At 32.9% G+C, this 23,618-nt stretch carries 33 protein-coding genes and 1 tRNA gene; 17 read left to right on the top strand and 17 right to left on the bottom strand.

Features of this window, described 5'->3' with window-relative positions:
* The first annotated feature begins 72 nt into the window (after positions 1-72).
* On the top strand, positions 73-534 hold the full coding sequence (locus tag K5781_RS07725; RefSeq protein WP_297442420.1) for an SRPBCC family protein: 462 nt from the start codon (positions 73-75) through the stop codon (positions 532-534).
* A 62-nt stretch (positions 535-596) separates the two neighbouring features.
* Positions 597-932, top strand: coding sequence for a hypothetical protein (locus K5781_RS07720; RefSeq protein WP_297442575.1), 336 nt, complete (start codon positions 597-599; stop codon positions 930-932).
* Here the strand turns inward: K5781_RS07720 and K5781_RS07715 are convergent.
* The 8 genes from K5781_RS07715 to K5781_RS07680 all read right to left on the bottom strand — a co-directional run bounded on the left by K5781_RS07715 (position 929) and on the right by K5781_RS07680 (position 3,372).
* Positions 929-1,054: a hypothetical protein gene (locus K5781_RS07715; protein WP_297442417.1), complete on the bottom strand. Its 126-nt coding sequence runs from the start codon at positions 1,052-1,054 to the stop codon at positions 929-931. The two genes, K5781_RS07720 and K5781_RS07715, sit on opposite strands and share 4 nt — an antisense overlap.
* A gap of 37 nt (positions 1,055-1,091) precedes the next feature.
* The gene (locus tag K5781_RS07710; RefSeq protein ID WP_297442414.1) at positions 1,092-1,478 is read right to left on the bottom strand and encodes a hypothetical protein; all 387 of its coding nucleotides are present in this window, start codon (positions 1,476-1,478) and stop codon (positions 1,092-1,094) included.
* A gap of 66 nt (positions 1,479-1,544) precedes the next feature.
* A complete protein-coding gene (locus tag K5781_RS07705; RefSeq protein WP_297442411.1) occupies positions 1,545-1,721 on the bottom strand; it encodes a hypothetical protein in 177 nt (58 codons plus the stop codon).
* A 22-nt stretch (positions 1,722-1,743) separates the two neighbouring features.
* Positions 1,744-1,977 carry an Lrp/AsnC ligand binding domain-containing protein gene (locus K5781_RS07700; RefSeq protein ID WP_297442409.1) on the bottom strand — a complete coding sequence of 78 codons (234 nt, stop codon included), beginning with the start codon at positions 1,975-1,977 and terminating at the stop codon, positions 1,744-1,746.
* Between the two features lie 51 nt (positions 1,978-2,028).
* Positions 2,029-2,676 (bottom strand): nitroreductase family protein, encoded by a 648-nt coding sequence (locus K5781_RS07695; protein ID WP_297442405.1) that lies wholly within the window; start codon positions 2,674-2,676, stop codon positions 2,029-2,031.
* A 51-nt stretch (positions 2,677-2,727) separates the two neighbouring features.
* Positions 2,728-2,913, bottom strand: coding sequence for a hypothetical protein (locus K5781_RS07690; protein ID WP_297442404.1), 186 nt, complete (start codon positions 2,911-2,913; stop codon positions 2,728-2,730).
* Between the two features lie 67 nt (positions 2,914-2,980).
* Positions 2,981-3,062: transfer RNA gene (locus tag K5781_RS07685), tRNA-Ser, on the bottom strand.
* A 43-nt stretch (positions 3,063-3,105) separates the two neighbouring features.
* A complete protein-coding gene (locus tag K5781_RS07680) occupies positions 3,106-3,372 on the bottom strand; it encodes a hypothetical protein (RefSeq protein WP_297442401.1) in 267 nt (88 codons plus the stop codon).
* A 109-nt stretch (positions 3,373-3,481) separates the two neighbouring features.
* Between K5781_RS07680 and fen the strand changes: the two genes are divergently transcribed.
* The gene (gene fen / locus K5781_RS07675) at positions 3,482-4,501 is read left to right on the top strand and encodes a flap endonuclease-1 (protein ID WP_297442398.1); all 1,020 of its coding nucleotides are present in this window, start codon (positions 3,482-3,484) and stop codon (positions 4,499-4,501) included.
* A gap of 38 nt (positions 4,502-4,539) precedes the next feature.
* Positions 4,540-5,070, top strand: coding sequence for a PAS domain-containing protein (locus K5781_RS07670; protein ID WP_297442395.1), 531 nt, complete (start codon positions 4,540-4,542; stop codon positions 5,068-5,070).
* On the opposite strand, the gene acs is transcribed toward K5781_RS07670, so the two are convergent.
* Complete coding sequence (gene acs / locus K5781_RS07665; protein ID WP_297442392.1) at positions 5,071-6,990, bottom strand: acetate--CoA ligase; 1,920 nt, start codon at positions 6,988-6,990, stop codon at positions 5,071-5,073.
* A 55-nt stretch (positions 6,991-7,045) separates the two neighbouring features.
* Positions 7,046-7,924 carry a CdvA-like protein gene (locus K5781_RS07660; protein WP_297442389.1) on the bottom strand — a complete coding sequence of 293 codons (879 nt, stop codon included), beginning with the start codon at positions 7,922-7,924 and terminating at the stop codon, positions 7,046-7,048.
* A gap of 133 nt (positions 7,925-8,057) precedes the next feature.
* On the opposite strand from K5781_RS07660, the gene K5781_RS07655 reads away from it, so the two are divergent.
* The 5 genes from K5781_RS07655 (at position 8,058) to K5781_RS07635 (ending at position 12,037) form a co-directional block, all read left to right on the top strand.
* The gene (locus K5781_RS07655) at positions 8,058-8,351 is read left to right on the top strand and encodes a hypothetical protein (RefSeq protein WP_297442386.1); all 294 of its coding nucleotides are present in this window, start codon (positions 8,058-8,060) and stop codon (positions 8,349-8,351) included.
* Positions 8,352-8,383: 32 nt separating this feature from the next.
* The gene (locus tag K5781_RS07650) at positions 8,384-10,000 is read left to right on the top strand and encodes an FAD-dependent thymidylate synthase (RefSeq protein WP_297442383.1); all 1,617 of its coding nucleotides are present in this window, start codon (positions 8,384-8,386) and stop codon (positions 9,998-10,000) included.
* A gap of 36 nt (positions 10,001-10,036) precedes the next feature.
* The gene (msrB, locus tag K5781_RS07645; protein ID WP_297442380.1) at positions 10,037-10,441 is read left to right on the top strand and encodes a peptide-methionine (R)-S-oxide reductase MsrB; all 405 of its coding nucleotides are present in this window, start codon (positions 10,037-10,039) and stop codon (positions 10,439-10,441) included.
* A gap of 112 nt (positions 10,442-10,553) precedes the next feature.
* Positions 10,554-11,564: a homoserine dehydrogenase gene (locus K5781_RS07640; protein WP_297442377.1), complete on the top strand. Its 1,011-nt coding sequence runs from the start codon at positions 10,554-10,556 to the stop codon at positions 11,562-11,564.
* A complete protein-coding gene (locus tag K5781_RS07635) occupies positions 11,561-12,037 on the top strand; it encodes a PUA domain-containing protein (protein ID WP_297442374.1) in 477 nt (158 codons plus the stop codon). Before K5781_RS07640 ends, K5781_RS07635 begins: the two co-directional genes overlap by 4 nt.
* Positions 12,038-12,064: 27 nt before the next feature.
* Here the strand turns inward: K5781_RS07635 and K5781_RS07630 are convergent, their stop codons facing one another.
* On the bottom strand, positions 12,065-12,661 hold the full coding sequence (locus K5781_RS07630) for a proteasome subunit beta (RefSeq protein ID WP_297442372.1): 597 nt from the start codon (positions 12,659-12,661) through the stop codon (positions 12,065-12,067).
* 96 nt (positions 12,662-12,757) lie between these two features.
* Here K5781_RS07630 and K5781_RS07625 point away from each other — a divergent pair, with 96 nt between their 5' ends.
* Complete coding sequence (locus tag K5781_RS07625; protein ID WP_297442370.1) at positions 12,758-13,174, top strand: DoxX family protein; 417 nt, start codon at positions 12,758-12,760, stop codon at positions 13,172-13,174.
* Here K5781_RS07625 and K5781_RS07620 read toward each other — a convergent pair.
* Genes K5781_RS07620 through K5781_RS07610 form a run of 3 tightly spaced genes read right to left on the bottom strand, consistent with a single transcriptional unit; the run spans position 13,158 to position 16,324 of the window.
* Entirely contained in the window at positions 13,158-14,522 is a 1,365-nt protein-coding gene (locus K5781_RS07620; RefSeq protein ID WP_297442368.1) for a M20/M25/M40 family metallo-hydrolase, read from the bottom strand. The two genes, K5781_RS07625 and K5781_RS07620, sit on opposite strands and share 17 nt — an antisense overlap.
* 5 nt (positions 14,523-14,527) lie before the next feature.
* Positions 14,528-15,391 (bottom strand): NAD(P)H-hydrate dehydratase, encoded by an 864-nt coding sequence (locus K5781_RS07615; RefSeq protein WP_297442365.1) that lies wholly within the window; start codon positions 15,389-15,391, stop codon positions 14,528-14,530.
* A 36-nt stretch (positions 15,392-15,427) separates the two neighbouring features.
* Positions 15,428-16,324, bottom strand: coding sequence for a tRNA (adenine-N1)-methyltransferase (locus tag K5781_RS07610; protein ID WP_297442363.1), 897 nt, complete (start codon positions 16,322-16,324; stop codon positions 15,428-15,430).
* A 94-nt stretch (positions 16,325-16,418) separates the two neighbouring features.
* Here K5781_RS07610 and K5781_RS07605 point away from each other — a divergent pair, with 94 nt between their 5' ends.
* The 5 genes from K5781_RS07605 (at position 16,419) to K5781_RS07585 (ending at position 18,537) form a co-directional block, all read left to right on the top strand.
* A complete protein-coding gene (locus K5781_RS07605) occupies positions 16,419-16,646 on the top strand; it encodes a hypothetical protein (RefSeq protein WP_297442361.1) in 228 nt (75 codons plus the stop codon).
* Between the two features lie 420 nt (positions 16,647-17,066).
* Positions 17,067-17,390, top strand: coding sequence for a hypothetical protein (locus tag K5781_RS07600; protein ID WP_297442359.1), 324 nt, complete (start codon positions 17,067-17,069; stop codon positions 17,388-17,390).
* A gap of 90 nt (positions 17,391-17,480) precedes the next feature.
* Positions 17,481-17,618, top strand: a complete 138-nt coding sequence (locus tag K5781_RS07595) for a hypothetical protein (RefSeq protein ID WP_297442357.1) — start codon at positions 17,481-17,483, stop codon at positions 17,616-17,618.
* A 47-nt stretch (positions 17,619-17,665) separates the two neighbouring features.
* Positions 17,666-18,178 (top strand): hypothetical protein, encoded by a 513-nt coding sequence (locus K5781_RS07590; protein ID WP_297442356.1) that lies wholly within the window; start codon positions 17,666-17,668, stop codon positions 18,176-18,178.
* A gap of 59 nt (positions 18,179-18,237) precedes the next feature.
* Positions 18,238-18,537 (top strand): hypothetical protein, encoded by a 300-nt coding sequence (locus K5781_RS07585; RefSeq protein ID WP_297442354.1) that lies wholly within the window; start codon positions 18,238-18,240, stop codon positions 18,535-18,537.
* Here the strand turns inward: K5781_RS07585 and K5781_RS07580 are convergent, their stop codons facing one another.
* From K5781_RS07580 to K5781_RS07570, 3 genes are all read right to left on the bottom strand, one after another.
* Positions 18,538-19,137 carry a response regulator gene (locus K5781_RS07580; RefSeq protein ID WP_297442352.1) on the bottom strand — a complete coding sequence of 200 codons (600 nt, stop codon included), beginning with the start codon at positions 19,135-19,137 and terminating at the stop codon, positions 18,538-18,540.
* A gap of 231 nt (positions 19,138-19,368) precedes the next feature.
* On the bottom strand, positions 19,369-21,255 hold the full coding sequence (gene argS / locus K5781_RS07575) for an arginine--tRNA ligase (protein ID WP_297442350.1): 1,887 nt from the start codon (positions 21,253-21,255) through the stop codon (positions 19,369-19,371).
* 1 nt (position 21,256) lies between these two features.
* On the bottom strand, positions 21,257-21,952 hold the full coding sequence (locus K5781_RS07570; RefSeq protein ID WP_297442348.1) for a phosphoglycolate phosphatase: 696 nt from the start codon (positions 21,950-21,952) through the stop codon (positions 21,257-21,259).
* A gap of 89 nt (positions 21,953-22,041) precedes the next feature.
* Here K5781_RS07570 and K5781_RS07565 point away from each other — a divergent pair, with 89 nt between their 5' ends.
* Together K5781_RS07565 and K5781_RS07560 are read left to right on the top strand one after the other, a co-directional pair.
* Positions 22,042-23,151 carry a GTP-binding protein gene (locus K5781_RS07565; RefSeq protein ID WP_297442346.1) on the top strand — a complete coding sequence of 370 codons (1,110 nt, stop codon included), beginning with the start codon at positions 22,042-22,044 and terminating at the stop codon, positions 23,149-23,151.
* A 280-nt stretch (positions 23,152-23,431) separates the two neighbouring features.
* Positions 23,432-23,618: hypothetical protein (locus K5781_RS07560; RefSeq protein WP_297442344.1), on the top strand; the 187-nt coding region annotated here is incomplete at its 3' end.

The raw sequence follows: 23,618 nt of genomic DNA, 5'->3' as shown, positions 1-23,618 counted from the left end.
TATTATTCTTGCATGGGGATTAAAAATGATTGTCAACTAAAATTTAAAATTCATAAAGATTTTGAAGAATACATGGCCAAAAATGTAAAAAAATCATTTCATACAGGAACAGTAAAGAAAACAATCAAAATCAAATCTTCAAAAAACAAAGTATGGAGAAAAATCAGCAATATTGCAGGGTTGCCTACATGGGTGGTTGATGTCAAAAAAACAGTCTATCTTTCTAAAAAAAAGACAGATGTTGGTGCAATTAGATTAATTACATTTACAGATGGAAATCAAATTGAAGAACATGTAGTTGCATGGAAAAAAGGAGAATATTTTACATATATTGCAACAGAAGGTTTGCCATTAAGAGCATATGTGGCAACCATTTCAATAAAGAGCAAATCAAAAAACCTAGTCGAATTAACATGGAAATCTTACCTTAACAGTAAAAAAATGTCTGAAAAACAGTTCATGGATTTTATTGCATTCATGGGAGCATTTTATGAGGCATCATTAGAGAACCTAAAAAAATCTCTTGAAAAATAACACTAGTCCACCATCAAGTTAAAATCTAAATACCATAAATCAGAAAAAAAAATATGAGTGATATGCGATTTATCATGATAGGAATTGCATTAATTTTTGTAGGGTTTATCATACTTGGAGGATTTGGAAATAATTTCCAAGCAGCCACTTTAGAGTCAAATGAGTTTGGAACTTGTTATGAATATTCAGATAATTCGCCGCCTATAGAAATCAACTGTTCTTTTAAAATATTTGATCAAACAGTATTTTTTGCACTAGTGATAGCATTCATTGGTGCTGGAATTATTTCGTTGGTCAAAGGAACCAGAGGAGACTGGGATAACAAAGTTAAACCCGAAGACATTGTAGGTCCAGGAAATAATCAAAACGAGAATTCAGACGATTCAAAAAAAGACTAGTCCAATTTTTTAGATTTTAATTTCTCATAATCTTCAGGATTATCTTCTTCTAATCTCTGATAATATACTTCTTCATAGGGCATTTTTCTCAAAGTACCATTACAAAATTTACATTTAAGCATGAAGAATGATTTGTATCAATCTAGGCTGAGAATCAAATTAAAAAGCAGTGTCAGATTCAATAATGTTTTTCATAGTATTGAACATTTCACCTAATTCAGTCATTCTTTGATCAAACTGTTCATCAGTTATCTCATCAGGTTTGTTCAGAGTTATTACAACTTCAGACACATCCCCATTAGAAATAACTCTCATAGGAACATTCCATTTTGATTCTTCATCAACATATTGATGATCTAAAATGCCAAGAGATTTGTTTTCATTAAATTTTAACATAGATTTTCCATAAGGTCCATTAAACGACCACCACCCAGAATCATTGATTTTTGCATCAGGCATGATTTTTGGAGGTATTTTCAAAATGGCATCAAATGCATCACCTGTTTTCTTTTTTACAGTAATTGAAAGAGTTCTAGATCTTCCCATAACATAGATCTCAAATAATGATTAAAAAGGATATAGTAGTAATCATAGGCATTAATCCTACTAGAGTTATTTGTTTAGGAACTCCCTAATTTTCTTTAAATTTGCAACATTTGATTCATGGAACATTACCATAGACTCAGATAATGAATTTGGTAAGACCGTTTTTAGATTATCAACTAACTCGTCGCCACTGGTAATCATATTATCAATTAGTTTGTCAATCTCATTCTTATCATCAACCATTGAAAGAAGGTACGGAATAATCTTAATTATCTTTTTTTATCAAGGTTGCAGTAGAACGTACATTTTTTAGTTTTTGAATGTTCCAAGAGACAATTTCACGAATTTTCTCAAAATTTTCTGCCTGTAATTTTACTAACATATCATGCGTTCCAATCGTTTCAAAAACATCTACAACTTGCTCAAGTTCTTTGAGTTGTTCAATAATTTCAGATTCAGCTCCTAATTCACAATTTAACATCACATACGCATCAGTCATAAAAATAACAATAATCAATGATTATTTAAAGATGAATGATGGCAGTAAAGATCACCATGTAACATGTACTAAATCTTTGAGGTTTCGTCGGGGTTTAGGGAATTTAGTTTGTTTAGGATACCCAATGCACAATACTGAAGAAGGAACAAGATCAGTTCCTATCACATCCATTACTTTTTGTTCATCAAACATGCCAATCCAAATAGAGCTCAATCCCAAAGCTTGAGCAGCTAGTTGAGAATAGCCAGCAGCAAGAGTAGCGTCTTGAATAGCAAATTTTTTCAATATATATTCTGGAAAATCAAATTTGACTCTGGAGGGGTTTTTACAAAAAACAAGAACCACAGGAGCATCAACGTATGGTTGATTATTGCAAGCGTCAACAAGGAGTTTTTTCTTTTCTGGGCTTTTGACATAGAAAATTTCAAAGCCTTGAAAATTACCAGCAGTTGGAGCAGTATCAGCTGCTGCAATTATTTTATCAATTTTGGTAGTTTCAACAGGCTTGTCAGAGAATTTTCTTGTAGAACGTCTCTTGGCCATAACAGCAAACAGATCAGTGTCAACAACTTCAGTCGGTCCAGATTTTAAGATAAAATCTAACAGATTGTTTCGAACGTTATCATCTGTATTCTCAGGAGATATCTCAGGTTCATATCCTAGAGGGTAAATTTTCTCTCCCTCTTTTTCTGAACTCATAAAGAAAGTACAAAAAATAGACTATTAAAGAATTAGAATTCCAAACATCTGTTATTCTGCTTCAAACCTATCACAGCCAGAAGTACAAGGTTTATTCATTACACCCTCACATACTCCCAATTCACTATGCATAATTCTATGATGAGCACAAATTTTACATTTTTCTCTAAAATGAGAAATTAACTCGGCAGTTGAAATGCCAGAATTTTGAATTTTAGATTCTGTTTCATCAGTCATGATGATTTTTTGTAACAAGTCAGTTTAAACATTTTGTAAAATCAATGTAGATTATAAGAAAATAAAGCGCCGAGAGAGGGATTCGAACCCCCGCACGCTTGCGCGTAGCCGTTTTCGAGACGGCCGCCGTACTACTTGGCTATCTCGGCACCTACTCTGACATATTCTCCATAATAAAGCGAATTGATAGGTTCAAATTTTATCAATATCAAATAATTCATCTCTGAATTTCTTTTTGATTTGATCTTTTGTTTTGAGCCATTCCTCATCAGTAACGGAATCTGTAAAAATAGAATGAAATCCATTAAATCTAGAATCAATCAACAATGAGATAATTTCCTGTTTTTCAGATTCTGAAAAAGGAAAATAAGACACAGTTTTTGAAATGGAGTTATCAGCATTGTATCTAATTTCAAATATTTTATCTTGTAAATATTCGGGAATTTTTTGATGAGGCATCCTAATTTGAGAGCAGTTCAGATATTAAAATCGGTTTTTAAAAAAAGAACATGTCAGCGATCAACATTAAAGGACAAACACAAAATACCTGAAAACATCAAGAAATTTCATGGGATTAAATCTAAAAGAATTAGTCATCAGGGAGAAAACTACTCTTGAAGCATTTTCTAATAAAGTGATAGCCATAGATGCATACAATGCAATTTATCAATTCTTAGCAAGCATCAGAGGCCCTGACGGATTACAGTTAACTGATTCGGAAGGACGAATTACCAGTCATCTAAGCGGATTGTTATACAGAAACGTAAATTTTCTCTCATTAGGCATTAAACCAGTGTATGTTTTTGATGGGAAACCACCATCGCTCAAAACAGCAGAAATAGAACGTAGAAAACAAATCAAAAAAGATGCCACTGTAAAATATGAAAAGGCAGTTGCTGAAGGAAACATGGAAGATGCTAGAAAATATGCGCAACAAACAACTAGTATGAAAGACGGGATGGTTAAAGAATCCAAAGAGTTTCTAAGATTATTTGGAATTCCCTACATCGAAGCACCGTCAGAAGGAGAAGCAACTGCAGCACATTTAACAAATACAGGACAAGCATATGCAGCTGCAAGTCAAGATTATGACTCTATTTTATGTGGAGCAAAAAGGCTAGTCAGGAACTTTACTAGTAGTGGAAGAAGAAAAATTCCAAACAGGAATACATACATCGATGTTCTTCCAGAGATCATTGAAACTCAAAAAACACTAGAATCTATAGGATTGACAAGAGAAGAATTAATCGATGTGGGAATTTTAATTGGAACTGATTTTAATCCAAATGGTTTTGAAAGAATAGGACCAAAAACTGCAATGAAATTAATTAAGCAGCATTCCAGATTAGAAGACATTCCACAAATTCAAGAACAGTTAGAAGAAATAGATTTCCAGCAAATTAGAAACATATTCCTAAATCCAGAAGTTGCAGATGTAGACGAAATCATATTTACAGATGTGAATAATGAAGGAGTAATGAACTATCTTAAAGAAAGAAGTTTTTCTGAAGACAGAGTTCAATCAACTTTAAACAGATTAAAAAAAGCCTTGGAAAAAAAGAGTCAAAATCTCGATCAATGGTTTTGAGATTTCAATTTAATAACTAGTCAATCCAATTTTAAAAAATGTCTCAAACAGAAGCTAGGAAAACACTCAAAGATGCACCAATAATGTGGAGAAGAATTAATTCCATAGGCGTGATTTTAGACTGTAATTCAACGTATGCTGCAAAATTAGGATATGCCAAGTCAGAAATCTTAGGAAGGCCAATTTTTGAACACGTACCAAAAGAATCATGGGAAGACATGAATAATTCTTTAAAAATTTGGTTTGATACAGGCAAAGTAACAGATAGAAAAATCACATTCAAAAAACAAAACGGAGAGACATTTTCAGGGCTTTTGCAAGCGACTAGTTTGTATGATGAAAACAAGAATCTCATTGGAAGCAATACAGTAATTTTTGATTTAGAACAAATGACAGATATAAAAATAAAAGAGTATCAAGATTTTTTTAAAAAATCTATTCAAAAATTAGAAGAAATTAAAGAAAAAGAATATGATCAATTAGATGAAAATTCAAAATCAGAATATGATGGATTGAAAAAAATGTTTAAAATGTTAGTTTCCATTAATTTTGATGAATTAAAATATTAGTCATTTTGAATTTTTATTAATCGACTTTTGAAGTTCGTCAAACGCTTGCTTTACTTCAATAACTGCTGCACCGTCTTCCAGTGTACTTACATCACCAATTTTTTCATGATTAGCAATGGACTTAAGCAGTCTTCTCATTATTTTGCCACTTCGAGTTTTTGGTAATTTTGAAACAAAGTAAATTTGTTTTGGTGTTGCAATTGCACCAATATCATCTCGGATTTTTTTCACAAGATGTTTTCTTAAAACATCAAAATCATTTTCAGCATCTTGTTTTAAAACAACAAATGCAATAATCACTTCACCTTTGATCTCATCAGGAATTCCACAAACTGCTGATTCGGCAACATCAGGATGAGACACAATACAACTTTCGAGTTCAGCAGTTCCAATTCTATGACCAGCAATTTTTAAAACATCATCAGCACGTCCCAATAACCACAAGTATCCATCATTGTCTTTTAGAGCATAATCTCCAGGATAGTAACAATTTTCATATTTTGACCAGTAAACAGTTTTGTATTTTTCATCATCATTCCATAAAGTCAAAAGCATTCCAGGCCAAGGATTTTTGATTACAAGATAGCCCTTGGTATTAGCAAGGACATCATCGCCATTTTCATCAACTACCGAGATATTTACGCCTGGAATAGGTCTTGTTCCAGAACCAGGTTTTAGAGGGATTGTTTCGATTCCAGGAAGAGAAGAAATCAGCATACCTCCAGTTTCAGTTTGCCACCAAGTGTCAATGATAGGACATTTTTCTTTTCCAATAGTTTTGAAATACCATTTCCATACCTCGGGATTTATCGGTTCGCCTACAGTTCCAAGTAATCTAAGATTTGAAAGATCAAAAGAGTTTGGAATATCATCTCCAAATTTCATAAACATTCTCAGTGCAGTAGGAGTTGTATAGAAAATAGTCACTTTGTATTTTTGCAATATATTCCACATTCTAGATGCATCAGGAAAATCAGGAGCACCCTCATACATTACTTGAGTAGCGCCGTGAAGAAGGGGAGCATATGCAACATAACTATGTCCAGTAACCCAACCAATATCGGCAGTGCAAAAAAAGACATCAGAATCTTTTATGTCAAAAGCCCATTTGAATGTGGAATGTAAATGAGTAAGATATCCGCCAGTTCCATGTAAAACACCTTTTGGTTTTCCTGTGGTTCCAGAAGTATACAAAATGTAAAGAGGATGATCACTAGATAACTTTTCAGCAGCGCAGTAGTCAGAAACACCATTCATCAAATCACTCCAAAGTTTGTCCTTTGAAGACATTGAGATTTTATTTTTTGTTCGCTCTAAAACAACAACATGTTTTACAAAATCAAGTTCTTCTATTGCTTCATCAATTACATCTTTTAGTGGTACAATTTTTCCTCTTCTATAACCACCATCTGCAGTAATGATCACTTTTGAATGAGAATCAGAAACTCGATCTTTGATTGATGTAGCACTAAATCCAGAGAAAATAACAGTATGTGTTGCACCAATTCTAGCACAAGATAACATTGCAATAGGTAATTCTGGAACCATAGGAAGATAGATTGTTACACGATCCCCTTTTTGAACTCCAAGTGATTTGAGGACATTAGCAAATTTTTGAACTTCATGATACATTTCACCATAGGTTATATTTCGAGAATCACCATTTTCACCCTCCCAAAGAATGGCAGATTTTCCAGATTTTGTCGCCTGATGTATGTCAAGAGTATTGTATGAGGCATTTATCGTGCCTCCAATGAACCATTTTGCAAAAGGAGGATCCCAATCTAATGTTTTTTTCCAAGGAGTAAACCAAGACAGATTTTTTGCCTGTTCGTCCCAAAAAGAGACAAAGTCAGAATCAGCTTTTTTTCTTATAGAATCATCACAATTTCCCAGTCCAATTTCAAATGTCTCAGACAACAAAAAGTGTATGAAATTAGATCTTTCTAAGTGTTAAAAAAATAATTTAAAAAAATTATTGTGCTTCCATTCTAGCAAGCCAATCGTTATCATTGTCGTCTTTTGAAGTATCTGCGGTCACCTGTTGAGGTGGTTCTGGAAATGCAAATGTTACCTCAGAATCAGTAGGAGGTTCTGGTATAGGGTTACTAGGAGCCTCAATAGGTTCTGAAGGTATTACTGTTGATTCGACTGGTACTTCTGGAAGTATTGTCTGAACTTGTTGTTCTTGTTCAGAAGTCTCCAGATATGAAACGGCTGATTCTTGGATGTCGGGTGTTGGAGGAGCTGTTATCTCTTGCACTTCCAATTCAAGATCTGCAATTCTACTCTTTACATTTGCGATTTCGGCTATTTCGTGAGTCACATGTTCAATTACCTCAGTTGTACATGATTTCACTGTCTCAAATGTTGCATCAGAGATTTCATTGCTCTTGTATTGTACTTTTGCATCAAACGATAACATTTTTGCAGACTTCATTTGATCATTTAGCTCTGTCAATCTTGCCTCAAGAATTGCTTTGATTTCATGTTCTGTTTCATCTAATGATACAAGTTTTGACTTGTATTTTTCATGAATGATTTCTGCATCTGTTTTCATGTCATCATTTTCTGAAACAATGTCAATCAATGCTTTTAATCGACGTAGCGTTAATTGTTTTTCTCGAATGAGTCTTTGTGAGTCGAGTCTCCATTTTGGAATAAAAATAACCACATCACCTTGAACCACTAGTTGCTCATATTGGATTTGCTGTAATCCTTGAGAACCGCAGTCAATGCCAACGGATTGAATACTTCCGTCAATATCAGTTATTGTTCCTACGACTTTACCCATGAATGTTCCGTACATGTCTTTGACATTTTTACCGATAATTTCGATATCGTCGTTTGTCATGTGTGATAGTTTAGAGATTTGTATAACCGACAAAGTGTAAGGAATGTTTTTAGTTTTAGTAAGATTAAATTCACAAACTCAAAATTCGAGAGTTTTTAGTAATTTTAAAATCTAGAGACAAATTAGTAGGCTCATGATTCAAAAAGAAGAACTTGAACAAATTTTGAATTTCGTCGCAAGTAGGTGGATTGAAGCTCCTAAAGATCCAAACAACAAAGCTATGGAGACTTTGCCAAGTGATTTTTGGATGAATTCTATTGGTGGAAAAACTGCCAAAAAAGGATATTGGGTAACCACATTGATGTATACAGAAAACGAAGAAGATGCGGAAGCATTCAAACAAGTACTACTTAGATGGCAAGCAAAAGGCCAAGACAAAGACAGAGACAAGGGTCCCGATCTAATTCAAATTGGAAAAAAGAAATAGACTATTAATAATTGTGAATCAACAGAACGTTATTGTCTGAATTCTCAATTAAAGAAAAGAAAATTTTGTCAGATCACTTTTCAAATACAGATGGAAATGTCTTTGCGATAATTACTCCACAACAAGTTGATCGGGGGGCATTAATGTCAAGATACAGCAGAACAGACAAAAGCATGAGACGAATATTTTTAGACGAATTTTTACAAAACAAAAACAGAGGAGAAGAATTCTACAACAGAGTACTTTTAGAATATGGAGATGATTCAGTTGCAGAACTAGGAGAAGCACAAATTGCAATTGAAGGATTATCAAACATTGCAGTAAAAAAAATTGAAGACAGAAGAATAGGATTATCATATTTAGAAAAATCTTCAAGATATGTTGCATGGAACAAAAAAGAAAATGGAAAATACAGATTTTACAGAGATCCTAAAATCATGAAATCAAAATTTGCAGACATGTATGAAGAAAGTTGTAATTTTTCATTTGATGTTTATTCAAAAAACATAGAACCAATGGTAAACTATGTTAGAGAAAAATATCCTATTGAAAAGTATAGTTTTAAAGATTCATCAGACCAAAAAGAAAAATTATTTTCTAAATTAAAAAATGAATCAGACATTAAATCTGCAAATATGATTTACAAAGGTTCAACCAAAGCTAAAGCTTTGGACATTCTACGAGGATTATTACCTGCATCAACATTGACAAATGTTGGAATTACTGGAAATGGACGGGCATTTGAATATCTTCTAACAGTATTAGGTGCTTCAGAACTAGAAGAAGAGCAAAATTTAGCCTCAAAAATCAAAAAAGAGCTAGATACCACAATCAAATCATTTGTTCGAAGAGCAGATGACAAGTATGGTAAATCATTTCAAAAATACCTCAAAGATATTAAAAATAAATCAAAATCAATCACTGCAAAAGAAATTAAATCAAATCCAAAAAAAGGAACAATTACAAAACTTGTTGATTATGAATCAGAAAAAAATAGCATTGATAAAATTATTACCAGTATAATGTATGAACAATCACCAAGTACGTCTTATCATAATATTTCACAACACGTCAAAAAATTATCAAAAGAAAGAAAAAACAAAATAATACAAGAATTTACAAAGATTCGAACAAATAGACGTCATAGACCATCAAGAGCATTTGAAATGACATATTACACATTTGATCTTTGTAATAATTTTGGAATGTTCAGAGATTTTCATAGACATAGGGCACTCACACTTGAAAGACAACTCCTTACAACTGATCACGGGTATAATATACCAGATGAGATTAAAATTTTGGGAATTGAAAAAGATTTCAAAGATTGTATGGATAAAACCAAAGAGACATTTGATAAAATTCGAATAAAATTTCCCGAACAAGGACAGTATGTTGTAAACTTTGGATATAATTATCCATATTTTATGAAATTTAATTTAAGAGAAGCATGTCATCTTATAGAATTAAGAACAGTCCCTCAAGGTCATGTAGATTACAGAAGAGTTGCACAGCAAATGTACAAACAAATAAACAAAGTTCATCCAAATCTGAGCAAAATTATGAAGTATGTAGATTTGAAAGAATATGATTTAGAAAGATTTGAATCTGAAAAAAGAACTGAAGAGAAGAGAAAGAAACTAAAATAGAAAAATATTCTAATATTTGATTAAAGAAAAACCATCATGGTAAAAAGAATTGAAAAAAGTCCAGAAGAGTGGAAAAAACAGTTAACTCCTGATCAATATGAAATTTGCATCAATCATGGAACAGAACCGCCATTTTCTGGGAAATATAACAATACAAAACTTGAAGGAAATTTCAAATGCACGTGTTGTGGAGAAGTGCTTTTTTCAACAGATGCCAAATTTGATTCAGGGTCAGGCTGGCCAAGTTTTTGGAAACCAATCTCTGAAGATAAAATAGAATATGTTTCAGACACCACATATGGAATGGTTAGAACGGAAGTAAATTGTAACAAATGTGGAGCACATCTAGGACATGTGTTTGATGATGGACCAAAGCCTACAAACGAGAGATATTGTATCAACTCAATTTCATTACAACATGAAAACGATGATGACGAATAGTCGATGAGGACACCATTTTGTTCAAAAATATTTAATAAAACGCAATTAATGATAAGAAAATCAAGAGAAACATAATGAACTACAATAATTCAACTAAAAGGGAAGAATCAATTTGAGAATAATACTATGTGGTTTTGGAGTTGTAGGTCAAAGCTTAGTCAAACTATTTGATTCACGTTCAGAAGATCTTTATGCAAAATACGGATTAAAACCAAGAGTAGTCGGAGTGTTTGACAGCAAAGGAAGTGCAGTTGATAAATCAGGATTAGATTTCAATAAACTAATTGAAGTAAAGAAAAAATTTGGAACAATAAAAAATTATTCAGATACTCAAAACACAATGTCGGGAATTGACATGTTAAAAAATATTGAGGCAGATGTGTTAATAGAAACTACAGCCAGCAATTACAAAGACGCAGAACCTGGAATGACACATATCACTACGGCCATGAAAAAAGGAATGCACGTAATCTCAGTAAACAAAGGGCCACTGGCATTAGCATTTCCATCATTATTAGAACTGGCTACATATAATCAAGTTATGTTCAAATTTAGTGGAACCGTTGGAGGAGGAACACCAATTCTAGATTATGCCAAAAATAGCCTAAGCGGTGAAAGAATCACATCATTTGCAGGAATTCTCAACGGAACCACAAATTACATTTTAACAAATATGGGAACAGGGGTTTCATATGAAGAAGCCCTAAAAGATGCACAAGACAAAGGATACGTCGAAGCTGATGAATCATTAGATTTGGATGGACTTGATGCAGCAGCAAAACTTGTCATTTTGGCAAATTGGATAATGGGAATGAAGGTCACATTACCAGATATCAATTGTACAGGAATTAGAAATGTCACAGTAGAGGACATCAAAAAAGCAGCCAAAAACAATTCATCAATAAAACTAATTGCATCATGTAACAAAGAACTCAAAGTAGGACCAGTTGAAGTATCAAACGATGATCCTCTTTGCGTAAATGGGACATTAAATGCGATAGCGTTTACTTCAGAGCATTCTGGAACCCAAACAATTATCGGAAAGGGTGCAGGAGGCATGGAAACAGCTAGTTCAATCCTAAGAGATCTGCTAGACATCAGACAAGAGATTGCAAGAGATTGAAATCAAACCTAATATCCAAAAGCGAGACCAATGTGCTGTTAAAAACAGTTTCAGAAAGATGGGGAATTGAATTACCAAAAATGAAAAATGTCAAAGTTCATCAAATTTTGGAGGATGCACAAATAATCACAGGTAAAGGAATTAAAATATTAAAAGTTGAAGACGATTATCTTCCATTTTTATCAGAAACAGAAATGTTGGAAAAATTTCCATCAGTTACAGTAGACATGGGAGCAGTCAAATTTATGTGCAAAGGGGCAAATTTGATGAGACCAGGAATCAAAGAATTCACAGAATTTGAAAAAGATAAACTAGTTTGTATTGTAGAAGAATCTCAACACAAATTTTTAGCTGTTGGAAAAGCAATTGTTGCAAGTTCAGAATTAGACAACATGAGCAAAGGAGAAGTCATCAAAAACATCCATTATATTTCAGACAAATTCTGGGAAACAGGGAAAACAATTTACGACTAAAACCGATTTTTAAAACTTTGAATTTAGTTATTTGATTTCTTCTGTAAATTCTTCAGTTCCATCATTTGTGATAACTAGAACATCCAATCCATCACCACTTGCAGAATCTCTAAGTGCGGCTGAACGAACTGCACGCTTTGCCAAATCAACAGCCTCATCTTTACTCATATTTGGTTTGAATTGAGGATCCAAAACACCTAATGCCATCTCAGCTCCAGTACCTACTGCAGCATATTCATCAGGCAATACAGAACCCAATGGATCTAAAGTATACATAATTGGTTTATCAACAACTCCACCAACAATCACCTGAGTCAATAATGGAAAATATCTTCTTTCATACATCATATTAGACATCATTTTGGCAACAGTGTTTGGAGGAACATCTCTTTTTAGTTCCATTTTTCTAATTTTTGCAAGAGCCGCTATTTGTAAAGACAAAATTTGCATATCAGCCACAAGACCAGCACAAGTTGCACCAACTTTAGGAGTAATTGGGAATGTTTTCTTTGTAGATTTACTTACAAGAAAATTACCAAAGGCGATCCTTTTTTCGCTAGCAAAAACTACGCCACCATCAAAAGTAATTCCAACAGCAGTTGCTCCTGGCATATACATTGACATATTTCAAATAATTTTGCCGCATAATAAAGGGCTTTCTACATTTAACGCGTAATTTATGAGCAAAATAATTATACTGAAAATAGACTGATTTACTCATTGACTTCAGCAGAGATAAGAGAAAAAATTCTTAACGATGTTGTCTTTATGGGTTTAAGATCTGCCATAGGAGTAATCTTCATTTTACATGGAATGTCAAAATTCAATCCAGGATTTGCAGAGAATTTGCCCAACATGGGATTACCAGCAGAAATGCAAATCCCAATTGCATTAGCAGAACTAGTTCCAGGGATTTTACTAATTATAGGTGTACTAAGTAGATTATCAGCATCACTAATTTCAATAATCATGTTAGGTGCAATATTCATGGTCAAAGGAGCATCAAGCATTACAGGAAAAGGAGGAGTAGAACTAGACTTGATTTTGCTTGCATCCTCGATAGTCATCATGATTGTAGGACCAGGAAGAATATCACTTGCCCATGCAATCAAAAAACTGCCTAGATGTTTACACTAGTTTTTCCAAAATTTTCCATTATTAGACACATACATTTTGTAGTTTTTTTAAGTAAATCCACTCGCGCAAATTCATTTGGAGAGTGAATTCTGGAAAACATATAGGTGCTCCCTATAGAAATACAAGGTGCTTTTAATATATCAACAAAAGGATGCATCGGACCAGTTCCTGCATTTGAAATATTCAAAATGGATTTGCCAAAAGATTTGTCAGCTGCATCTTTTACTTGTGAAACAAAAGGATCTGAGGAATTAGTTCTAGCAGCTGCTTCACCATGATATACCTTGATGCCAACATCGGAAAATCCTTTTGATATCAGATGTTTTTTTAATCGCATTGCTTGTTTTTTTGGATTCATTTTAGGAACTAATCTAAAATCTATTTTCACTAACGCACTTCCAGGCAAAACAGTTTTTGCACCATCACCTGCATATCCAGACACAAATCCTGCAATGTTACAGGTAGCCCCTGCCACCATTGCCTTTTTTGCATCCATTCCTTTCATGCTTCCTACAAAAGATTTGATTCCAAATTCTTTTTTGAAAACATTTTCATCAAAGGGTTCTTTCTCGATAATTTTTAGATCATTTTTTGATAAAGGCGATACCTCTTTGTACCAATCTTTGATGAGAATCTTCCCATCTGAATTTCTAATGGTACTTATGGCATCAATTAGACGCCATGCAGGATTTTTAATTAAAACAGCAAGACTGGAATGGGCATCTCTAATAGATTCTTTTACAGATAATTCAACAAAAAGTAATCCTTTCATTCCGAGTCCAATTATTGGTCGATTTTTTGCATCAACATATCCAAATTCCCAGATTACACCATCACAAGAAAATTTCTTTTTGTATTTTTTTAGATAATCTTCAATATGAGCACTGCCAGTTTCTTCTTCGCCTTCAATTACAAATTTTATGTTACATGGAACATCACCAGTTGTTTTTAGACAAGCTTCAACTGCTTTGATTCTAGTGATTAATTCTCCTTTATCATCAGTTGCACCTCTTCCAAAAATTTTGTTTCCTTTTCTAACACCACTAAATGGAGGATCGTCCCATAAATCAAATGGTTCAGCAGGTTGTACATCATAATGGTTGTAAAACATCAAAGTTTTTGAAGGATTTTTTTTAGATTTTATTTCGCCGTAGACAATTGGAGCAATATCTTTTTTTAATCTCAAAATTTCAGAATGAATTCCAGATTTTTTCAATAATTTTTGAACTAATTTTGCACATTCCTCAATACCTTCATTTTTTGCCGAAACACTAGGTTGACGAATTAATGTCTGTAAATCAGAAATAATCTCAGCCATATGAGAATCTACATATTTTGTAGGAGCCATTCTATTCACACAATTCTATCAAAAGGCTTCATCACTGCAGGAATTTCAACTAAAAGATCCATCGAGGTCATGTGCAATCCCAATTTCTTTTGAGCAGATTTACCAGCCAAACCATTAATGAATGTGGCAGCAGATGCAGATTCTAATGAATTTCTATTATTTGACAACAATCCAGCAACTAATCCAGATAAAACATCTCCTGTTCCACCTACAGTCATCGCAGGAGTTTTTTTCTCATTAAGATAAGTGATAGAACCATCTGAAATAATATCAGTTGCACCTTTCAATAATACAGTTATAGCAAATTCTTTTGCCTTTTTTTCTACTAGTTTGATTCTTTCATTTTTGGAATTAGATGGAGATTCTCCAAATAATCGTTTAAACTCACCAGCATGAGGAGTTACTACGACATTTTTGTTTGCCAAAAGGGGCAGCACCTCAGGAATTAAAGCACTAGCATCCAAAGATAATCTAACATCTCTATCAAGTAAAGATTTTACAAAATGAAGTAGAGAGTTTTTTTCTTGGATTGCAAGCCCCATCCCAATAGTTGCAGAATCTAAATTTCGAGGCAATGCACCAATTAGCTTGTTTGCTGCTCCACGAGTAAATTTTTGATCAACTAAAGGAATGACAATCAAGTTAGGAGATACGGAACGTGTTGGAGACACATTAATTTTTGGGACAGAAGTATAAACAAGATCTGTACCACACTTTAATGCAGCAATAGAAGATAAAATAGGTGCACCATGGTAAATGTAACTTCCACCTACAACTAATACAACCCCATTGTCTCCCTTTCGTGATTTTGCTTTTCTAGCAGGGATGAATTTTTTTACAACTGAAGGAGTAAGGTTTTTTCTTACCATGTATATTCCACAAAGAATGACTGAATAAATCTTATTTTACTTTGAGGATTTTTTAGTCTTTTTAACAGTTTTACCTCTAGTTTTCTTTGTTGATTTAGTCGTTTTATCATCCGTTGTTGTTTTGTGAGTTTTTTTTGGTTTTTCTTTGGAGTCCCTACCAAAAAAGGCCTTTCTTGCAAAGCAAAGATATGTCGTATGGCCAATTCCTTGGAAAGAATGTCTTGTTTTTCCTTCTCGTGCTTCAATATTTCTTATAATATGTTCTGTAGATTCGATATCTGTAAATTCATTCTCCACCAATGCCATAGTTAGTTTTTCTAATTGATTCATAGTTGGACAAATTGCAAATACGCTACCACTTCCTTTCAGCATTTGTCTTACTTGTGGAATTACAACCCAAGGATCTCCTAAATCAATTAATGCTACATCCATATCCTCAAGAGGCATTTTTTTAGCAGTCTTTAAATCTAAATTGTGCTGGGTAACATATTTTGAAACACCTGCTTTTTTGATATTTTTTTCAGCTATTTTCATAAATTTTTCATCAACATCAAAGGTATAGACATGCCCTCTAGGTTTTACAATACTTGCAACAAAAGAAGTTAAAGAACCACTACCAGTTCCAATCTCTAAAATTTTTTGGCCATCTCCAATACCTGCTCTTGTAACAATATATCCAATATCTTTTGGATAAACAATTTGGGTCCCATGCTGTATTTTCATTACATAATCATACATGGTAGGTTCAAGAAGATAGACATACTTGTCCTTGTTAGTAATTAATTTAGAACCATACTCTTTTCCAATTGCATCAGCATGTTTAAGGATACCAATATGAGTATGAAATGACTCATTTTTTGAAATTTTAACTAACCATTTTTTTGAATTATTGTAAAAGAATAACACAGGAGAATTATTCTTAATTTTTGTCATATATTTTGCCATAGAATTTTAGATAAGAATCTACTGGTCATTTTAAACTCTCAGATATCACTTTGCTTAAATTTAGAAACAGTGTAGAGAATTCATGGAAGAAATATTTGTGTATTGTAAAACATGTCAAAAAAAAGTAAAGGCAATGATTTTAACAAAACATGAAAAAGAATACGATAAGACTACAGGCAGCTATAAGCGATTAGGAATTGTTAGAATTTTACAACATACCATAGGATTTAGAAAAAATTGTGAGGACACCTCACAAATCAAAGCAATTGTTGAATCAGAAACTAAAGACAGCAATGGGGTAATGATATAATACTAAAAATCATAAATTTGCTCATTCAAAGTGTTAATAACTAAAAGAAACGATTCTATTTGCTAATGATTATTTCAACGGGTTCTCTCTGATTTCCTCAAATTTGATGAATATTGCCGAATTATGAAGCTATTTTCCTTTATAGAATTTTGATCGGACGTTTAGAAATTTTACCTAAAAGTAATTATTTTTGATTCTGATTTTTTAACAAAAACATCCACGTATCAAGGTTATTGAGTCAGAGACATCTCGCGGTGTTAGCTGGAAGAGCCCAATGCTCACATAAACTAGTTAATGCATTACAGAGTCTCCATAGCAAAGGAGACTGACTTTTTTTCCGAGAAAGGAAATTCAAACTAACAACAAAAATCACAGCATATACAAACAGTATTTTAAGACCAAACACACCATCAAATTAAATTGACAGAAATTAGATTAGAAGGCTCAGGAGGATGGATTAATGCAGATCTTACTGATGAACAAATTACCAAATCAAAACTTGTTCCAAATATAGATAAGCATTTTTTAGCATCACTTGAAAAATTAGACACATCAAAAATGTTAAAACATTTTTGCAAACAATGTAATTCAGAATTTGAAGGTCCAACTCAGATACAAATAGAGGAACGGCCAAATGAAGCAGTTGCAGATGGATTAATTTTGATTGAGAGAGGTCAATATACCTGTCACAAATGCAACACCATCATTGGAGAATACAGAGTGTTTCAAAAAAAAGATGAATAGGTAATTCAGACAAATAATTTCTATTCTTTATTATTTTTCTCAATATAGAAGATACGTATTCATTAAATACAGCATTTTTTTACAGAAATCATGGCAAATCAAAAATGCGTCTCTTGTGGAATAAGCTTCTTTTCCCCAATGGGTTCAGACAAATGTTCCAGATGTGATGGTAAAGAATCACAAGGACATGGGGGTCATGATTCTTGTGGTTGTGGACACAGCCACTAATTCCTTTTTTCTAACATGCATATATTGCACAGGGATACATCATAGTCATGACAAAGACATCTGAAGAAATGAAAAATCTAGTTGAAGATTTTGTCAAAGTAACCAACATCAAATATGAAGATCAGACAGAGAAAATTCGAGAAAAAAGTAAGGCAATAGATTGGCAATTCCATGTGGGAGCAAATGTCATTGTCAGTAAAAATGCAAACAGATCAGATAGAATTCATATCAATGTCAACATGCGATTTCCGCCTCAGGATTCAAAATTACTAGTTATGAAGAATCCATCATTTTCAAAGGCAATTATGGAAATTAGTGAAATATGTACAACTTGCAATGTTGGTCATCAATGGATAAAAGATGGTGAAAATATTGCAGGGTTAGCAATATTCTCTCATGTAGATGAAGCCATTCTAAACAGAGTTACATTTCATAATACATGGGATAATGTAGCCAGAGTTTCAGGACATGTACAAAAAATTCTTCGTTCAAATTTTAGTGGATTTTCAGCACAAAATAACACAACAGATGCAACCATAGATAAGTCAATGTATGGGTAGCCTCAAATAGGGAAAAAGGACCGAAATGAACATACGCTGGTGAAATAGAGAAAAAGAAAATGATATCTTTCGAACACAGAATTCTCAGTGAATATAGAATCAAAATTGCAAAGATTGAAACACTTGCAAAATCTATTATGACTCATCATAATCCTAAAGGTGAAGAAGTAAAAGGTGCTTCAGAATTTTTAGATGTTCTAATTACAGAGACAGACAAATTTTATGAGAACAACAGTACAATATTGTCAAATAATGGAAAAAGGCCTCATGCACGTTCCCGTTTACCTGAAACTAAAGAATGGAATGACAATGTTGAAAGGTTTTATGAAAATAACCCACGACGAAGACCTAGAAAATAATTAACCGTTAACAACTTGAGATAGTTTTTGAATATGACTAACGTCATTTTTTGCTGCCAAGTTTAATGCTTCTTGCATTTCATTTTTGTATGCTTGAATATTTTCTTCATCATTTTTAATTATTTTACATTCTTGTATTGCAGGTAAAATTTTAAAATTCTTGTATTGATCATATGTTAAAATACAAACATATTGATTTGAATCTTCTTTGAAAGAATATTGAACTTTAAAGGGCATTTTATTGTCAGATTCTTCACAGATTGTTTCAATTAGAACATTTATGTCAATTGGCTTAAACATAGTTTTTGTAGGTTTTAAAGCATCCATTTCATCACTAACAGAGATTGGACCTCCACCAGTAATTACAATAACAGTACTTTTTGGATCAATTTCTCTAATTTTTTTTAATGCAAATAACCCATCGTATTCAGGCATCATAAGATCTAATAGAACAACATCAGGATGCAATTGTTCAAATAAATTTACAGCTTCTAATCCATTGTATCCTTTTCCCACAACATCAATCCCATGCATTTCCAAAAGTTCAGATAAAGAAAAAACAATATCCTCATTATCATCAACAACAATTGCTTTTGTCATATAGTCACCACACCTGTTTCAATTTTGATCGATTACAAAATTAAATACTGTCTGTTTTGAAAATAAATAACAAAAAAAGTAGATCCACATATGCCTGCATATGAAATGATAAAACAAAAACTCTTTATTTTCACCAAATTGAATTACAGTAATTGGTTTGCACGCCATGATATCATCAGAGTTCAACTCAGTATGATATCCCTAGGGAGAAACATGTTTCTCTCTAGGACATTACATTCTATCAGGAGCTTTAATTCCCAAAAGATATAGTGCTTTTTCCAGAACAATTTTGAAAGAATTTACCAAGCATAATCGGGAATTTTCCAGAGCAGCATTTTCCAAATCCAGTACTTTTGATTTTTCATAAAAAGAGTTGAACGAAACTGCCAAATCATAACAATATCTTGCAATTACTTTTGGAGATAGATTATTGGTAGCATCTCGTACTTGCAAATTAAACAGACCAATAGTTTTAATCAAATCTAATTCAGATTTTTCCTTCAATAGAGAAAAATTAACATCAATGGATGGAACGCGATTAGATTTTTCAATTATTCTGGACGCTCTTGCATGAGTATATTGAATGTAAGGGGCAGTGTCACCTTCTAAACTAAGGGATTTTGTTAAATCAAATGTAATAATTTTGTCCAAATCCTGTTTAATCATCTCATATCTTAAAGTGCCAACTGAAACGTAATGTGCAATTTTTTCAATTTCAGAAGTGCTCATTTCAGGATGTCGATTTTTGGTTTCAGTCATGGTTTTTTCTTTTAAAAGTTCATAAACTGAATCAGCACTAACGTACAATCCTTTTCGTCCAGACATTTGCGCTTGTTTGCCATCAGTTTCAAGACCAAGAGTTTTAGCAGTTTCAGAGCTCAGTGTAACAGATTCATAACCAAGATGATTGTATGCATTTGGAATGGATTTGAATTTATCCATTAAAGAAGTAATAATTTTTTGTAATCTAGATTGCCTAGAATCAATCACAGTAACAACTTTTTCCCCAGTAAAGTCTTTAGAAACAAGATTAGTTTTATCCAGAGTTGTTTGCCATAAAATACGTGAATGGGGTTGTTCTAAACTATATTTTTCATAATTAAAAGGATCTTCAAGTAGCCCTAATTTCCAAGCAGCATATGGAATGTCTTTTGCAATATATGTAGCAGTACCATTACTTCTAACAATTACCTTATCTTCCTCTTTGCCATCTCCACGAATCACCCAACAATTTGCATTTTTACCTTCATTTTCAAATTCAATCAGGTTCATTTCTTTTAATTTCTCAAAAATTTTATTCCATAAACCTGAGCGAATTATTTGGGATTCAAAGTTTAAACAATCATAGGTCACATCTAAATTCCAACACGTTTTAAGCTGTCCTTCTAACACTTTTCGAGTAATTTTATCTGCAAATTTTGCAGTTTCAGAATCACCATCTTCTAAATCTTTAAGAACAGTTTTTCGAATTTCTTCAAGGTTTGAATCAGATTCATATTTTTCAGTAGTTTTGACATATACATCATCGCCGCAATAGTGATCAAATTTCTTACCAGGTGGAGGAGTTTCATCATATCCAAAATGTTTGAATCCAACTATAATATCAGCAACTTGAAGTCCAGAATCATCAATGTAATTTAACACATTGACTTTGTATTTGGCTTTTTTTAGAATTCTAGAAATAGTATCCCCAATGATAATATTTCTGATATGACCTATGTGAAGTGCTTTGTTTGGATTAACACTAGTATGTTCAACAACAATGGTAGAATTATTTCCAATATCAACATCACCACAGGTCTCAAGATAAGATTCAGATAAAATTAATTGGCTAAGATTATCCCAGTTTGCAAAGAAATTAAGATAGCCTGAAGGATGAGATTCAGATTTTAAAACTAAGGTACTGGTACACCCATTATATTTTTTGGACAACATCTCAGATATTTCTTTAGGACTTTGTTTGAGGGATTTTGCAAGCAAAAATGCAATGTTTGAACTCACATCACCAAATCCAGGTTTTGCAGGCTCTACAGAAAAATTAATGCCAGAAAGGGAAAGATCAGATAATATTTTGTTTAGGTTATTTTCAACTTCATCAAGAACGGATTTGAATGTCATGTTATATCTCAGATAGTTTGGGTGCTAATTTATCTAATGCTTCAATAACACCATCACCAGCTTTTGCAGATACTACCATAGTAGCCTCAGATTTTACTTGATCGGATGCATTTCCTAATGCAATGCTGGTTTTTGCTACTTTAAACAAAGGTACATCCGTTGCACTGTCCCCAATTGCAATAACATCCTCAGGCAAAATAGATAGTTTTTCCATAATTTTTCTAAATCCAAATCCTTTATCGATTCCAGAGGAATTGATATGATAGGCATATTGGCTATCAGATAATTCAACATCAATATTTTTTTCAGAGAGTAGTTTTTTGGCAAGTTCCAAATCAAAAGTTCTTTCTAAAACAACCTCAGTCATCCTAGGAAAAACACGTTTTTCTTTAACATTCTCAATATTGTTTTTGATTACTTCAAATGCTTTTTTACATTCCTCGAGATCACCTAGCAACATATGATCATTAGAATCAGTGGTTATACATCCACCATTTTCACCAACTGCAATTTTTGTGGTACCGCCAAAAACAGAAAGCAAAAATCCTTCAACAGAAGAACGACCAGTTACATAAATTACATTATGTCCCATATTAGATAATCTTCGTAATGCTTCAAGTGCATCAAGATGAATTCGACCCCCACCATTTTCAGTGATTGTTCCATCGATATCTACTGCAAATGTTCTTTTTTTCATAAAAATTGTTTTTTCAACCGAATAATATTTGCTACTAAGCGAAGTAATACGGTTTTATTTGAAAAGAATGTTAAAAAAGCTGAATAGATTTGGGAATTCCTGAAAAAATCAAAGCCATTCAAGATGAAATGGCAAGAACTCAGATTAACAAAGCAACAGAACATCACATAGGATTACTCAAAGCTAAGATTGCAAAGTTAAAAAGAGAGCAAGAAGCTGATGTTGCAAAAAAATCAGGAATGAAACAAGATGGTTTCGATGTCAGGCGTAGTGGTGATGCAACAGTGGTTTTTATCGGATTGCCCAGTGTGGGAAAATCAACACTGCTAAACAAAATGACAGGAGCAAAATCAACTGTAGGAGCATTTCAATTTACAACATTAACAGTAGTTCCAGGGATGATGGAATATAGAGGAGCTAAAATTCAAGTTTTGGATCTTCCAGGAATAATTAAAGGAGCATCAACTGGAAAGGGGCTAGGCAAGAGAATTTTATCAGTTGCCAGAACTGCAGATCTAGTATTACTAGTATTAGATGTGTTCCAGCCATATCACGAAGATGTCCTAGTTAATGAATTAGGAAACATAGGGATTCGATTAAACCAATTGCCACCTAACATTACAATTGAAAAAGCATCCATGGGAGGAATTGCAATTGCACAACAGGTAAAATTGACAAAAATTACTGAAAAGCACCTTAAAGATATTTTGCATCTTTATGGTTTAGTAAGTGCAAGGGTGGTAGTTAGAGAAGATATAACATCTGAACAACTAGCAGATCATATTGCAGGGAACATTAGTTATTCAAAAGCATTAACAATACTAAACAAAATTGATTTGGTAGATGAAACATTTCTAAAAAATTTGAAAACAAAAATCAAATCAGATGTTATCGAAGTATCAGCAAACTCTGATCTTAACATAGATTTACTAAAAGAAAAAATATATGAAAAATTAAAATTCATTAGAATTTACATGAGACCAAAAGGTGGAGAAACAGATTTCAAAGAACCGCTAATTGCTCGAGAAGGAGACACAGTTGAAGATATTTGTAATAAATTACATAGAAGACTGAAAAGAGAATTTCGGTATGGATTAGTTTGGGGTAAGAGTGTAAAATTTGGAGGGCAAAGAGTAGGATTGAATCATGTTTTAATTGATGAAGACGTTCTAACAATCATTAAAAAACGTGGGACATAACCTAACATAGATCAAAAAAATTTAAAAAATTCACCATATCAAAAAATTGAAAAAAATAATTAGCCAAAAAAATGGCGAGAAACGATAAATTTATGCCTAAAAACATTCCAAGATCTCAATTAATTTAGAAAGGATCTAAATTTTAAAACAATACAAAGAAAACATAGAGTTTGAAAAGAAAAAACGATCATATCAAAATAAAAAATACAAAAAAATTACTTGAGAAATTGTAATCAAATTGTGTAAATTTCTTTAGTTTAACCACTGAAAAAGAATGAAAATGCGAAATTCTGTAATGGCTACAAAACGAAAAGCTGCAACTAAAGCAAAACGTACTGTTAAGAAAGCAGCAAAACGCAAAGCCGCTCCAAAGAGAAAAACTGCAACTAAAAAAGCAGCTCCAAAGAGAAAGGCAGCAAAACGCAAAGCCGCTCCAAAGAGAAAAACTGCAACTAAAAAAGCAGCTC

The organism is Nitrosopumilus sp., from assembly GCF_025699255.1.
GTDB lineage: Archaea > Thermoproteota > Nitrososphaeria > Nitrososphaerales > Nitrosopumilaceae > Nitrosopumilus.
This window is presented reverse-complemented; position numbering and strand designations above follow the sequence as displayed.